The sequence below is a fragment of the Arthrobacter sp. TB 23 genome (genome assembly GCF_000294595.1).
Lineage (GTDB): Bacteria > Actinomycetota > Actinomycetes > Actinomycetales > Micrococcaceae > Arthrobacter_D.
In genome coordinates, this window is the sequence record NZ_ALPM01000023.1 from 33,731 (window position 1) to 47,235 (window position 13,505).

The 13,505-nt window shown below is 63.7% G+C and carries 9 protein-coding genes and 1 tRNA gene (1 of these 10 cut by a window edge); 6 read left to right on the plus strand and 4 right to left on the minus strand.

The genetic code is table 11. The features are described 5' to 3' along the window. Positions 1-729, minus strand: the 5' portion of a protein-coding gene (locus B384_RS21360; RefSeq protein WP_050994832.1) for a macrolide 2'-phosphotransferase. 27 nt of this gene lie to the left of the window's left edge; only the first 729 of its 756 coding nucleotides appear in the window; it begins with the start codon at positions 727-729; its stop codon lies off the left edge, out of view. 146 nt (positions 730-875) lie between these two features. Here B384_RS21360 and nudC point away from each other — a divergent pair, with 146 nt between their 5' ends. The 3 genes from nudC to B384_RS0103090 are packed head-to-tail and all read left to right on the plus strand — an operon-like array spanning position 876 to position 4,513. Beyond that, positions 876-1,847: an NAD(+) diphosphatase gene (nudC, locus tag B384_RS0103080; protein WP_019481682.1), complete on the plus strand. Its 972-nt coding sequence runs from the start codon at positions 876-878 to the stop codon at positions 1,845-1,847. A gap of 2 nt (positions 1,848-1,849) precedes the next feature. Continuing rightward, positions 1,850-3,955: an ATP-dependent DNA helicase UvrD2 gene (locus B384_RS0103085; protein ID WP_019481683.1), complete on the plus strand. Its 2,106-nt coding sequence runs from the start codon at positions 1,850-1,852 to the stop codon at positions 3,953-3,955. A gap of 9 nt (positions 3,956-3,964) precedes the next feature. Beyond that, positions 3,965-4,513, plus strand: a complete 549-nt coding sequence (locus B384_RS0103090) for a M48 family metallopeptidase (protein WP_019481684.1) — start codon at positions 3,965-3,967, stop codon at positions 4,511-4,513. A gap of 258 nt (positions 4,514-4,771) precedes the next feature. Here B384_RS0103090 and B384_RS0103095 read toward each other — a convergent pair whose 3' ends face one another. After that, on the minus strand, positions 4,772-6,205 hold the full coding sequence (locus B384_RS0103095; RefSeq protein WP_019481685.1) for a zinc-dependent metalloprotease: 1,434 nt from the start codon (positions 6,203-6,205) through the stop codon (positions 4,772-4,774). A 303-nt stretch (positions 6,206-6,508) separates the two neighbouring features. On the opposite strand from B384_RS0103095, the gene B384_RS0103100 reads away from it, so the two are divergent. From B384_RS0103100 to B384_RS0103110, 3 genes are all read left to right on the plus strand, one after another. After that, positions 6,509-7,609, plus strand: coding sequence for a YlbL family protein (locus B384_RS0103100; RefSeq protein ID WP_019481686.1), 1,101 nt, complete (start codon positions 6,509-6,511; stop codon positions 7,607-7,609). Positions 7,610-7,825: 216 nt separating this feature from the next. Further along, the gene (locus B384_RS0103105) at positions 7,826-10,849 is read left to right on the plus strand and encodes a UPF0182 family protein (protein ID WP_026040929.1); all 3,024 of its coding nucleotides are present in this window, start codon (positions 7,826-7,828) and stop codon (positions 10,847-10,849) included. Between the two features lie 71 nt (positions 10,850-10,920). Beyond that, positions 10,921-10,994: transfer RNA gene (locus B384_RS0103110), tRNA-Met, on the plus strand. 119 nt (positions 10,995-11,113) lie between these two features. Here the strand turns inward: B384_RS0103110 and B384_RS0103115 are convergent. Together B384_RS0103115 and B384_RS0103120 are read right to left on the minus strand one after the other, a co-directional pair. Further along, on the minus strand, positions 11,114-12,514 hold the full coding sequence (locus B384_RS0103115; protein WP_019481688.1) for a cryptochrome/photolyase family protein: 1,401 nt from the start codon (positions 12,512-12,514) through the stop codon (positions 11,114-11,116). A gap of 108 nt (positions 12,515-12,622) precedes the next feature. Next, on the minus strand, positions 12,623-13,402 hold the full coding sequence (locus B384_RS0103120; protein ID WP_019481689.1) for a PspA/IM30 family protein: 780 nt from the start codon (positions 13,400-13,402) through the stop codon (positions 12,623-12,625). Between the last annotated feature and the right edge of the window lie 103 nt (positions 13,403-13,505).

The following is a 13,505-nucleotide window of genomic DNA, read 5'->3' on the forward strand; positions in this document are numbered from 1 at the left end:
GACGTAGGCGTTGTGGACGGCGTCGGCGAATCCCGGGTTGCTGGCTGCCAGCAGCCAGGCAAAGTCGTCGGCTGGATCGCCCACTCGCAGGTCGGTCCAACCGGTTACCGCGCTGACACGACCGGCCGAGATCAGCAGATTGTCTTCGTGAAGGTCCCCGTGGACCACTGTCGCGTGGAACCGCCAGAGCGTGACATCCTCGAGCGCGTGTTCCCACCGTCGCAGTAGATGCGCAGGTATTCTGCCGGTGGTGGCGGCCTGGTCCAGCTCGTTCAGCTTCCGTTGCCGGAACTCGTTTGCCTCGTAGCTGGGCAGATCCGCGTTATGAACCAGCAGCGGGGGCAGATCGTGGATCGCGGCGAGCATCCGCCCGAGTTCCTTGACCAGCTCATTCCCCCCACCGGCCAAGTCGTCCAGCTCGCGGACGGAACCTTCGAGATGCGCGTACACGAAGGTACACAGCTCGCCCTGCCGCAGTGTCCCCGCGATGTGGGGGACCAGGAACGGCAGCTCCGCCCTGATCGCGGGTGTGAATGCCTTCAAGGCCTGTAGTTCAGTCTCGAGCCTCATTGACGCGTCGGGGTGTTTAGGGGACCGTACCCGCCACTGTTTCCCGGAGTCGTCGACTAGCAGCGCCGATTCGAAATCCGCGGCATCGTCGGGGATGCCTGCCACCCCGGTAGGGGTAAGCCCGGGTACGGCGGCGCTGGCAATCGCCGCGAGTTCCATGGGTGTCCGTTTCACATCCTCAACGGTAGGGCTGTCCTTCCCAGAAAGAGCCGTTGCCGGTCGGCGAGTCGTCAGAAGCTGCCACCGCGGTCAGCAAAAGTGGTACTGAAATGTGTTTTGGGGGACCGAGAACGTACCGTAGAACCATGAGCGAAACCCTCCGGATTCCCACCCTTCCGTCCTTCGGAGCGCTACCGCTGGCGCGGGTGGCGCTGGACCGTGGAGGGGCGCTGCGTTCAAGTCCCTTGCTGCTCGATGAGCTGTGGGGTGCTCCCACCACGCGTGTGATGTTCATCGCCCAGGGGAAATCCCCAGTTGTTGACGGGAACCTCCTGTTCGTGGATTCGGCGACCGTTAGCCGTCCGGAAACCTTGGTCTACCTGGGGCGAACCCTCGCCGACGATCCCGATCACGGCGGCATTCCGACCGGTACCCACATTCTGCTCGCAGTGCTGGAATCCATGGACAACGAAATTTTTGACGGCACGAGCTGGCTGGGCCTCCGAGAGGTGGCGCTGGCTCTCTCCGGCCGGGACGCGGGCATCTTCGTTCAGGCCGCGTCGATTGCGAACTGGCATGCGAAGCACACCCACTGCCCCCGTTGTGGGGCGTTGACAGAGGTTGTTGAAGGTGGCTGGGTGCGGCGCTGTCCAGCCGATGAGTCGAGCCACTACCCCAGGACCGACCCGGCCATCATCGTCGCAGTGGTGGACGACGCCGATCGGCTGCTCCTGGGATCGGCGGCCGCCTGGCCCGAGGGACGGTTTTCCACCCTGGCGGGTTTCGTCGAACCGGGAGAGTCGCTGGAAGCCGCTGTTATCCGCGAGGTGGCGGAAGAATCAGGTATCGAGGTCCACTCACCCCTGTACCTGGGCTCGCAGCCGTGGCCCTTCCCCGCCTCCTTGATGGTGGGGTTTATCGCCACTGCCGTGAACACCAACCAGGTGCCGGATGGTGCGGAGATCGTGGACCTCCGATGGTTCACGCGGACGGAGCTGCTTGAGGCAGTTCGAAGCGGCGAGATCACTATCCCCACTGGAGCTTCAGTCTCACGGGCGCTGATTGAACACTGGTACGGCGGCTCGCTGGACCTGGCAGTCGAGGGGGTCCGGCTCTAGGTATGGAGACAACTCTCGAAGAGAGGATCCTCGCCGGCCTCGATGATGAACAGCGGACAGTCGCCTCCACGCTGACCGGGCCGCTCTGCGTTCTCGCCGGCGCGGGAACGGGTAAAACCAGGGCCATCACCCACCGGATTGCCTATGGTGTCCACACCGGTGTCTACAAACCACAACAGGTGCTGGCGGTGACCTTTACGGCGCGGGCCGCCGCGGAGATGCGGACCAGGCTCCGCGACCTGTCCGCCTCGGGAGTGCAGGCGCGGACGTTCCACGCCGCCGCCCTGCGGCAGCTGCAATACTTCTGGCCACAGGCAGTGGGTGGCCCCCTGCCTGCTCTGGTGGACCACAAAGCGCAGCTCATCGCAGAAGCGTCGAGGCGGCTCCGGTTATCGACGGACCGGGCCGCGATCAGGGATGTTGCTGCGGAGATCGAATGGGCCAAGGTGTCCATGCTTACCCCCGAGCGGTATACAGCCGCGGCGGTTGGTCGGGTCGAGCCCGCAGGCATGGACCACACAACAGTTGCCCGTATCTTTGCTGGCTACGAGGACCTGAAGCTCGACCGCAACGTCATTGACTTCGAGGATGTGCTGCTGATTACTGTGGGGATCCTGCAGGAGGATGAGAAGGTGGCGGCCACCGTGCGCGCCCAGTACCGGCATTTCGTGGTGGACGAGTACCAGGACGTTTCCCCGCTGCAGCAGCGGTTGCTGGATTTGTGGCTCGGTGACCGCCGCGAATTATGCGTGGTGGGTGATGCCAGTCAGACCATTTACTCATTCACCGGGGCAACCTCGCGGCATTTGCTTGATTTCACCGATCGGTATGAGGGTGCACAGGTGGTGCGGTTGGTTCGCGACTACCGGTCGACGCCGCAGGTGGTCAAACTAGCCAACAACCTGTTGGCCGCGCGAACCGCAGAAACCGGCCGTCAGGCAGGCTCCTCGAGTTGGTCTACCCCGCTGGAGCTTATTGCCCAGCGCGACGCCGGGCCGGAACCCTCGTTTACCGAGTGCAGCGACGATGAAGCGGAAGCCGCCGAAGCGGCCAGACGGATCAAGGCGCTCATGGATGGTGGGGTGCTGGCGAGTGAGATCGCGATCCTCTACCGCACGAACGGCCAGTCAGCGGCCTATGAACAGGCGCTCGCCAGCGCCGGTATTGGCTATCAGCTTCGCGGCGGTGAGCGTTTTTTCGCGCGCCGGGAAGTCAGAGATTCGCTGCTGCAGTTGCGTGCCGGCGCCAGAACCGCAGAAACAGACGATGTCCCGCAACTGGTGCGGGACATTCTCGCGAGCCTGGGGTACACCTCGGTGGCGCCGGCGAGCTCGGGAGCGGTCCGGGAGAAGTGGGAGTCGCTCGCCGCGCTGGTCGCTTTGGCTGACGAACTCAGCGCGGCCCGGGCTGCTGACGGATTCACCCTTCAGGATTTCGTGGCGGAGCTCGAGGAACGGGCCGCCGCCCAGCACGCACCGACGGTACAGGGCGTCACCCTCGCGTCGCTCCACGCGGCGAAGGGCCTGGAATGGGATGCCGTGTTCCTGGTCGGCCTGAGCGAGGGTCTGATGCCGATCTCCTTCGCTGACACGCCGGAGGCTGTCGACGAGGAGCGCAGACTCCTCTACGTGGGCATCACCCGGGCGAGGGAACACCTGGCGCTCTCCTGGTCCACCGCTCGCACCCCGGGAGGGCGGGCCAGCCGGAAACCGACCCGGTTCCTCGACGGGCTTCGCCCAGGCGTTTCCGGTGATCGGGCCTTCCGGACGCCCAAGGTCAAGCAAAGCCGCAAGGTGTCGGCTCCGTCGACCTGCAGGGTGTGTGGGAAGGTGCTTGGGTCCGGCTCCGAACGAAAGATCGGACGATGTGGTGACTGCCCGGCGACGTACCAGGAAGCCACCTTTGAGGCGTTGCGGGCCTGGCGGTTGGACCAGGCTCGCGAAAATGACGTGCCCGCGTTCGTTGTGTTCACCGACGCCACCCTGGTCGCTATTGCCGAGGCACGGCCAACAACGATCGAGCAACTGGGGGCGCTGGCCGGGATTGGTCCGGCCAAACTCGAGAAGTACGGGGAATCGGTGCTGTTGATCATCGCGGAAAGTGAGTGAGAGCAACCCATGACTGTCAAGGATCCGCCCGTCGAAGTCAGACGGTCCGCGAAGCGCAGGCGGACCGTCAGCGCTGACCTGCGCGACGGCGTCGTGATCGTTTCCATCCCAGCCCACTTCACCGCGGCCCAGGAAAAAGACTGGGTGCACCGCATGGTCACCAAACTCCTGTCCAAACAGCAGTCGCTGACCCCGGCGCTGGACGGCGCGGACCAGACCAACCCGGGGGAAGAGCTCCTGCAGCGCGCCGGGGCACTGTCGGAAGCCTATCTGGCCGGGCGCGGCCAACCGGTGAGCATCGGATGGGTGACGAACCAGAATTCCCGGTGGGCATCGGCCACACCGGCCCGCAAGACCATCCGCCTCTCCCACAAGCTGCAGGGAATGCCCACCTGGGTGGTTGACTACGTCATCCTGCACGAGATGGCCCACCTCATTGAGCCCTCCCACAACCGCATGTTCTGGCGGCTACTAGAGGCGTATCCCCGAACGGAAGCAGCTAAAGCGTTCCTTGAAGGTGTGTCCTTCGCTTCCAACCACGGAATGGCAAGCCACTAGCGGCTGCGGCACCGAGCAACGATTCGAGCTGGGTCATCGTGCGGGCCAATCATCCCACTGGTGACCCCCGGAGGCGTAAATGCTGGCGGTGTCGATGAGGTTGATTCCTGCGTCGATGGCACGACGGAAGACCCCGATCGAACCCCCGTCGCCTTGTCGCCCCAGTCGCCGAACATCCTGGGGCCGAAGCAGGACGGCTGACCCCGACGCCGGTCCGGCCGAACTGGGTGGCCAGCTGAGCTGTGCCCTGCTCAGGTACTAGGGCTTGCCGCCCTCCGGGGAACCTTCGCCGTTGGTTGGCTGATCCCCGGACTCGGGCGACTCGTCTGGTGACGGGGTCTCCTCAGTTTCGTCGAAGCCGCCGTCCAGTAGCCGCTGCAGGGCAGCGTCCACCTCGGAATCCGACGACTCGGCGAGCTGTCGACGCTGGCTGAACCCCTGAGGGTCGTCGAGATCCTCGGCGGTCGGTAGCAGATCGGGGTGTTCCCACACCGCATCGCGGCCTTCGATGCCCCGTTCGGCGGTGAGATGGGCCCAGAGCGTGGCAGCGTCGCGTAGCCGTCGTGGACGCAATTCAAGGCCCACCAGGGAAGCGAACGCATGTTCGGCCGGCCCGCCGGTGGCGCGCCGGCGGCGGACCATTTCCCGCAGCGCCGCAGACGACGGCAGATTCGCGGTGGCAGCGGCGGTCAGTTCATCGACCCACCCCTCCACCAGGGCCAGGGCAGTCTCGAGCCGCACCAGCGCAGCGTCCTGCTGCGGGGTACGTTCCGGCATGAAGACACCCTCGGAAAGGGCAGCCTGCATGGACTCGGGATTGGACGGGTCGATGTCCCGTGCCACTTCCTCGATCTTTGACATGTCGATGTGAATGCCCCGGGCATAGCTCTCAACTGCACCGAGAAGGTGCCCTGAAAGCCAGGGGACCTGGGTAAACAACCGGGTATGGGCGGCTTCACGGACGGCGAGGAACAGCCTGACTTCCTGCTCGGGAATATCCAGACCCTCGCCGAAGGCCGCGACATTCACTGGCAACAGGGCCATCTGGCCCTCTGCCAGGGGGACCCCAATGTCGGTGGAACTTACAACATCCTTGGACAGGGCACCCACGGCCTGGCCGAGTTGCATCCCGAACATCGCCCCACCAAGATTCTGCAGCATCGAGGAGGCGCCGCCCATCATGGTCTTCATCTCCTCCGGCAGTTGCCCGGAAATGGCGTCGGACAGTGCCTTGGCGATGCTCACCGCCACCGGTTCCGTGAGGCGCTTCCAGGTGTCCATGGTGGCCTCGACCCATTCCGCGTGGGACCACGCGCGGCCAAGGGTGTTGGTGGAGGGGAAATCGGTGACAGGGTCGAGCCACATCTCCGCAAGCCTCAGCGCCTCATCGACGTCGCGGCGCTGCTGAGGGGTGACCGAGGGGTCCCCATCGGCTGCCGCGACGCGGCGCGCGTGGTCGTGGGCGAGCTGCCAATTCACCGGCCCATCGCTTTGTGCCGCGAACATTGCCTGAACCTGCTGCATCATCATCGCCATGGCCTGCGGATCGGACGGCAGACCAGCGGCTTTGGCGAGCTCCTGCGGATCCATGCCCTGCGCATTGCCGCCCATCAGACGGGCCAGCATCTCGGAGAGGGGATCCTTGGGGGTGTCGCCGTCGTCGTTGGACGGATCTGACGGGTTGGAGGTCACTGCTACCACCGGTCCTGGAATTGGCTGCTGGGATGGGCTGCTCGTCTACTGCTGGTTGTGGGCTCTAGCCACAGTCGTCGAACATCGTGTCGGTTCTTCCACGTTACCCGCCGTGTCGCGGGGTTGTCCCGAACGCGCTGAACCGTTCGCTGAGGGCAAAGCGGCGGCGGCCGGTCGATGGGTGCTGGACTCGCGCCCAGGAAGTACGCTAAAGAAGCTCGATGATGCGCGGTTCGGCCGCGGCAGAGCAGCATGAAGGACCACCAGGGCATGCGCAGTGTCTGACGAAGAGAAGGTTTCCTGTTGACCCAGCCCACCTACAACGACCCGCCAGTGCCGCCCACCAGGGCCAAACGGGATCCCCGGTTCACTGTGATGGCAGTGTCCGGGTTCCTCGCGCTGCTCCTGGGCGGCGCCGCCGTCCTGCTGCCGGCGCCCTATGTGGTCGAATCGCCTGGGCCAACGTTCAACACGATCGGGGAAATCGACTCCCAGCCGCTGATCGAAGTAGAGGGCCGCCAGACCTACCCCACCTCCGGCGACCTCGACCTCACCACCGTGTATGTGACGGGTGGGCCGGGGACCCAGCTTGGCATCTTCGAAGTGTTCAGAGCCTGGCTGAATCCCACCGAATCTGTGGTGCCACGCGAACTCCGGTATCCGCCGGACGCCACCCAGGAAGACATCCAGGAGCAGAACGCCGTCGCCATGACCTCATCGCAGGAATCGGCTATCGCTGCTGCGCTCGGGCACCTCGATATCGACTTCGACGAGGAACTCTCGGTTGCGGGCCTGATCGAGGATGCGGCAGCTACCGGCATTCTGGAAGAGGGCGACGTCATCACCTCGGTGGACGGCACTGACATCACGAACATCGGGGTCCTCCGGGAGTCCCTGAACGCCGCGAACGGCGACTCAGTCGACCTTGGGCTACTGCGCGACGGCGGGGAGGTCACCGAGGCGGTGACCCCCAAGGAATCCGAGGGGGGCGATTTCCAGCTCGGCGTGGGTCTGGTCGCCAACTTCACCTTCCCTTTTGATATCACTATTGCGCTCGACAACGTCGGCGGCCCCTCGGCGGGATCGATGTTTGCCCTGGGCATTGTTGACCTGCTCACCGAGGGCGAACTCACCGGCGGTAAACACTTCGCGGGGACGGGCACCATCGACTCTGCGGGTCAGGTGGGGCCGATCGGAGGAATTCGCCAGAAACTAGCCGGTGCACGGCAAGCTGGAGCTGAAGTGTTCCTGGCCCCAGCCGCGAACTGCAATGAAGTGGTGGGCTATGTACCGGACGGCTTGCAGGTGGTGCGGGTGGAGACACTCGACGACGCGGCGGAAGCTGTCCGCACGCTGGGAGCGGGCGAGGACGGTTCGGCCCTCCCCACCTGCGAAGCCGGGTAGGTCGGCCAGTCGACCGGCTTCCCGGCAGTGGTGGGTGGTGATTTGGACACGGTTTCATTTCGATCTGGTGTCAGGCCGCCCGGATCGGAACGAAATTGGGTGGCCCGGACGTGTTCAAGGCAGAATGGAGATTCATGGAACCAGTCCGTCGTGCCGCTGATTTTGGCGGTTCGAGAGCGGTTTCCGTGATCCAACGGATCCAACGATGAGGTAAATGTGACTTCCGGACCAGACCGGCCGTTCGGCAGCAGGCCGAGCCAAACCAATTCCAGTAGCGCGAAAAGACGCAGCCCGCTGATCCCGACGTTGGTGGTGCTGGCCGTTCTGGTCATCGCCTTCGTATACGTCTCACAGGTCTACGCTGACGTCCTGTGGTACAACCAGCTCGGCTTTGTGGAGGTCTTCGTCACCGAAAACCTTTCACGGATCGGACTGTTCGCGGCTGCCTTCCTGATTATGGGCGCCAGCGTGTACTTCAGCCTTCGGGTGGCCTACCGGTCCCGCCCAATTTACGCGCCCGACAGTGCTGTCCAGGACAACCTGAACCGGTATCAGGCGCAACTTGAACCGATCCGTCGCCTTCTGATGCTCGGCATCCCCGTGGTGCTGGCCGCATTCGCCGGAACGGCGGCCGCCTCCCAGTGGCAGCCAGTCCTGCTGTTCTTCAACCAGGAACCGTTTGGTGAGCAGGACCCGCAGTTCGGTCTGGATATTGCCTTCTACGTCTTCACTTTGCCGTTCCTGACCTTCGTGGTCGGCTTCCTGATCAGCGTGGTCATCATCAGCGCCATCGCGGGTGTCCTCACCCATTACCTGTACGGCGGAATCCGCCTTGAGGAAAAGGGACTCTTCACTTCCAAGGCCGCCAGGATTCACGTCGCTGTGCTGGCTGCCCTGTTCCTGCTCCTTCAGGGCGTGAACTACTGGCTGGACCGGTATGCCACCCTGACCGGCACCGGAGGGAACTGGGATGGGGCCCTGTACACGGACGTCAACGCGGTAATCCCCACCAAGGCGATCCTTGCCGCGGCGGCCATTATTGTCGCTGTTCTGTTCATCGTGTCAGCAGTCATCGGACGGTGGCGGTTGCCGATCATCGGTACCGCAATGCTCGTCATCGTGGCGATTCTTGCTGGTGGAGTGTACCCGTGGGTCATTCAGCGTTTCCAGGTGGTGCCGTCCGAGTTCAGCCGCGAGGAACCGTTCATTGAACGAAACATCGATCTGACCCGCGCCGCCTACGGTCTCGACGAGGTGGAGACCACCGACTACAACCCGGTAGAGACACCGGAAGCGGGCGCTCTCAACGCGGACGGCGAAACCACCGCAAACATCCGGTTGCTTGACCCGAACCTGGTCAGCGACGCGTTCAGCCAGCTGCAGCAGTTCCGTCAGTACTACCAGTTCCCCCAGACGCTCAACGTAGACCGGTACGAGATCGACGGTGAGATCGAGGACACGGTGATCGCTGTCCGTGAGCTGAACACCGCCGGTGTGCCGGACGGCTGGATCAACGAGCATGTGCTCTATACCCACGGTTACGGCATTGTCGCCGCGGCCGGTTCGACCACCGAACCGGATGGCCGCCCCACGTTCATCCAGTCTGGCATCCCCTCAACCGGTGCGCTCGGGGACGAGTCCACCTACGAGCCGCGGATCTACTTCGGCGAGGAGTCACCGCTGTACTCGGTGGTTGGAGCTCCTGAAGGCGCGAACCCGATTGAGATCGACCGTCCCCAGAGCGAAGAATCCGATCAGCAGTCTCGCAGTACCTTCCAGGGCAGCGGCGGACCCAACGTGGGAAACATCTTCAATCGATTGGTCTACGCGCTGAAGTTCCAGTCGACTGATCTTTTGCTCTCGGATCAGGTCAACAGCGAATCCCAGATCTTCTACGACCGGGACCCGGTCGAACGGGTCGAGAAGGTCGCCCCGTACCTGACGCTCGATGGCAACAGTTATCCAGCGATCGTCGACGGTCGGGTCAAGTGGATCATCGACGGGTACACGACGACCTCGGATTACCCCTACTCGACGCAGCAGGAACTCCAGTCGGCGACCCAGGACTCGCTGACCGCCGAGGGTCTTGCCACGGCGCTCCCACCGGAGCGGGTCAACTACATCAGGAACGCCGTCAAGGCGACGGTTGACGCCTACGACGGATCGGTGGACCTGTACGCCTGGGACGAGGAAGACCCCATTCTCAAGGCGTGGCAGAACATCTACCCCTCCTCGCTGCAGCCCTATAGCGAGATGTCAGCTGATTTGATGTCCCACGTCCGCTACCCGGAGGATCTGTTCAAGGTGCAGCGCGAATTGCTCGCCCGGTACCACGTGACCGAGACCGAGCCGTTCTACAGCAACAACGAGGCCTGGAGCGTCCCGAACGATCCCACCCTCGAGGGCGACGACATCAGCGTTCCACAGCCGCCCTACTACCTAACGCTGCAGATGCCGGAACAGGAGGGGGCCAGCTTCTCGCTGACCACTCCATTCATCCCCTTCGTCCCGGCGGGCCAGGAAGCACGAAATGTGCTGTACGGCTTCCTCGCTGCAGATGGCGACGCCGGCACCGGCGAGGACGGCGTGAAATCCGATACCTATGGCACCCTGAGACTGCTTGACTCTTCCGGCCGTGACTCAGCCGTCGGACCAGGTCAGGCAGCCAACCTGTTCAACTCGGACACCACAGTGTCGCAGGAGCTCAACCTGCTGCGACAGGGTGCCTCTGAGGTGATCAGCGGGAACCTGCTGACGCTGCCAATCGGTGGCGGCGTCGCGTACGTCCAGCCGGTGTATGTCCAGTCCTCGGGTGATTCATCCTTCCCGGTTCTCCGGCGCGTTCTGGTGAGCTTCGGTGAGGAGGTTGGCTTCGCGCCAACCCTGGACGAGGCGCTCGATCAGGTGTTCGGTGGTGACTCGGGAGCCGTGACAGGTGATACCGAGAACGTGGGTGAGACCCCGGCAGACCCTGCTGCGCCTCCTGCAGAAGGTGATCCCGCCGACGGCGAGCCCGCCCCCGAGCCGACTGAGCCTGTCGCTGGGGGCACCGACGACCCGTCAGCCGATCTTCGGGCGGCCCTGGAGGATGCCAACACGGCCATCCAGGACGGCCAGGACGCCCTCGCTGACGGCGACTTTGCAGCCTATGGCGAAGCTCAGGATCGACTGAGCGACGCTCTGGCCCGGGCGCTTGACGCCGAGGAACGTCAGTCAGGGACCGCACCAGCAGGGGAATAGGGCGGCAAGTAGCCTCCCAAATCCCGCCGATTTGCACTATCCACCCCGGGGCCGTAACGTTGAGTCTACGCCGCGGGGTGGAGCAGTTCGGTAGCTCGCTGGGCTCATAACCCAGAGGTCACAGGTTCAAATCCTGTCCCCGCAACAAGAGAAAGATCCCGGTCAATGTTAGACACACTGACCGGGATCTTTTTTTGTGCTCAAGGCCGGAAAGCAGCGGGTAGGGTCGCGGTTCGAACGCCATCCCTGCCCGCTGCGGGGTTCCTAGGTGCCGCGCAGGTCCTGATAGGCGGACAGTGCCCGTTCGCGGGTTTCTGCCAGGTCCACCACGGGGGAGGGGTACCCCGCTGGGGCGTTAGCGTCCTTCCACGGTTCGTGAATGTTGCCGGCGTCCCTGAGTTCCGGGACAAAGCGTTTGAGGTAGATCCCCTCTTTGTCGAACTTCTTGCTTTGCGTCACCGGGTTGAAAATTCGGAAATAGGGCGAGGCGTCAGCTCCGGATCCAGCGACCCACTGCCAGTTGGCGGGGTTGCTCGCGGAGTCAGCGTCGACCAGCGTGTCCCAAAACCATTGTTCTCCAACCCGCCAGTCCACCATGAGGTTCTTGATGAGGAAGGAGGCGGTAGCCATCCGTACCCGGTTGTGCATCCACCCGGTGTCCCAAAGCTGCCGCATCCCGGCGTCGATCATTGGATAACCGGTGCGGCCTTGCTGCCAGGCTCCGAGTTCGCTCTGGGTAGGCGTCTGCCAGGCAAAACCGTCGAAGTCCCGTCGGTAGTTCTGGGTGGCCAGATCGGGGTTGTGGAAGAGCAGCTGCCAGCAGAATTCCCGCCAGCCGACTTCGGAGCCGAAAACCTGGATGTCCCGGGCAGCCGATGAGTTGGTCGATGCCTTGGCCGCATGCCAAACCTGGAAGGGGCTGAGCTCGCCGAATCTGAGGTGCGGTGAGATTCCGCTGGTGCCTTCCACCGCCGGAAGGTCACGGTTCACCGCGTAACCCTCGACTGGGCCATCAAGGAAATCGTCCAGCCGTTCCCAGGCACCTGCTTCCCCGGGGTGCCACTGCTGCTGCAGGCCCCCCGACCAATCGGGCGTGGTCGGCAGCAGCTGCCAGGAGACGAGCTCCTCCGACGCCAGCGTTGGCCCCGCCAGCCGTTTGGGTGGCGCCAGGGGTGCCCGGGGCTCCGGTTGGTTCTTGCAGGCCCGCCAGAACGGCGTGAACACCTTATAGGGGCCGCCAGCGCCCGTCGTGACCTGCCATGGCTCGTAGAGCAGATTCGCCTGGTAGCTGGCTGCTTCGATTCCGGTGTCCCCGCACCATGATTTCAGGTCGGCATCGATCGTCCGCTCGGGTTGGGCGTAGCGCCGGTTCCACAGCACGCGTTCCGCTCCGGATTCAGCGACCAGCCCGCGGATCACTGCTCCGGCCGGGCCCGACCGCAGGACCAGTTGGCCGCCGAGATCCTCAACGGCATGGGACAGGTTGGTCAGGGAATGGTGCAGCCACCACCGGGTCGCCCCGCCCAGGGGTCGAATTCCTGGGCTTTCCTCATCAAGCACATAGCAAATAATGAGGTCGTCTGCGTCGATGTCGAGCGCTGCAGAGAGGGCTGGATTGTCGCCAAGCCGGAGGTCGTCGCGGAGCCATACGATAGTTGGTGCCATGCACGCTAATCTACCTGCAGCGCCCCGCTTTGCTGAGCTTGTCTGCCCGGGCAGCAGAAGGCCGGCGCCCCCTGGGTGGGTGACGCCGGCCGGATGCACTACTGGGTGTTACTGGCCAGGCTGGTACTCGTCCGTGTCGCTACCCTGGCCGATGGCGGACGGAGTCCGCCCGGAGGAACCGCCGGATTTGAGGGCAGCCAGCCGGGCTTCGACCTCGGTCTGCTCGCCGAGGTCTTCGAGGCTTTCGAACTGGGAGTCCAGGCTTGAGTTCGCCAGTTCGGCCTGGCCAAGAACCCTCGCCTCTTCGCGCCGGATCTTCTCTTCGAAGCGGCCGACTTCGCTGGTGGGATCCATGAAGTCGATGTTCTTGACCGCGTCGTGAACCTGCTGCTGGGCTTGAGCAGTCCGGGACCGGGCAATCAGCTCGTCCCGCTTGCTGGTCAGTTCGTTGAGCTTGCCCTTCATCTGGTTGAGGCCGGTCTTCAGCTTCTCAACAATCTCTTCCTGCGAGCCGATGGTGGGCTCGGCGCCACGGGCTTCATTCTCGGCGGTCATCTGACGCTGGATTGCGACCTTCGCAAGATTGTCGAACTTCTCGGCATCGACAGTGTCACCGGCGTTGCGGTATTCGTCGGCCTTCTTCGACGCGGCGAGGGCCTTGTTGCCCCAATTACGGGCGTTATCAAGATCTTCTTTATAATCTTCCTGCAACATCCGCAGATTGCCGATGGTCTGAGCCACGGCGCTTTCCGCTTCGGCGATGCTGTTGGTGTAGTCGCGGACCATCTGGTCCAGCATCTTCTGGGGATCTTCGGCCTGGTCGAGGAGAGAGTTGATGTTCGCCTTGGCCAGCTGGGCAATACGTCCGAAAATTGACTGTTTTACCATGGGGTTGCCTTTCGCTTAGCGTCTGTTCTGGGTAAATATTCACCCCTACGGGGTGAGGATTATGAGTTTTGCGGGCTAGAAGTCGCCGCCGCCACCGCCGAAG

What these genes read in the sequence shown, in the direction of transcription:
- nudC (WP_019481682.1), top strand. Translation starts at nt 876, where the DNA reads ATGAGCGAAACCCTCCGGATTCCCACCCTTCCGTCCTTCGGAGCGCTA.
- B384_RS0103085 (WP_019481683.1), top strand. Translation starts at nt 1,850, where the DNA reads ATGGAGACAACTCTCGAAGAGAGGATCCTCGCCGGCCTCGATGATGAA.
- B384_RS0103090 (WP_019481684.1), top strand. Translation starts at nt 3,965, where the DNA reads ATGACTGTCAAGGATCCGCCCGTCGAAGTCAGACGGTCCGCGAAGCGC.
- B384_RS0103115 (WP_019481688.1), bottom strand. Translation starts at nt 12,514, where the DNA reads ATGGCACCAACTATCGTATGGCTCCGCGACGACCTCCGGCTTGGCGAC.
- B384_RS0103120 (WP_019481689.1), bottom strand. Translation starts at nt 13,402, where the DNA reads ATGGTAAAACAGTCAATTTTCGGACGTATTGCCCAGCTGGCCAAGGCG.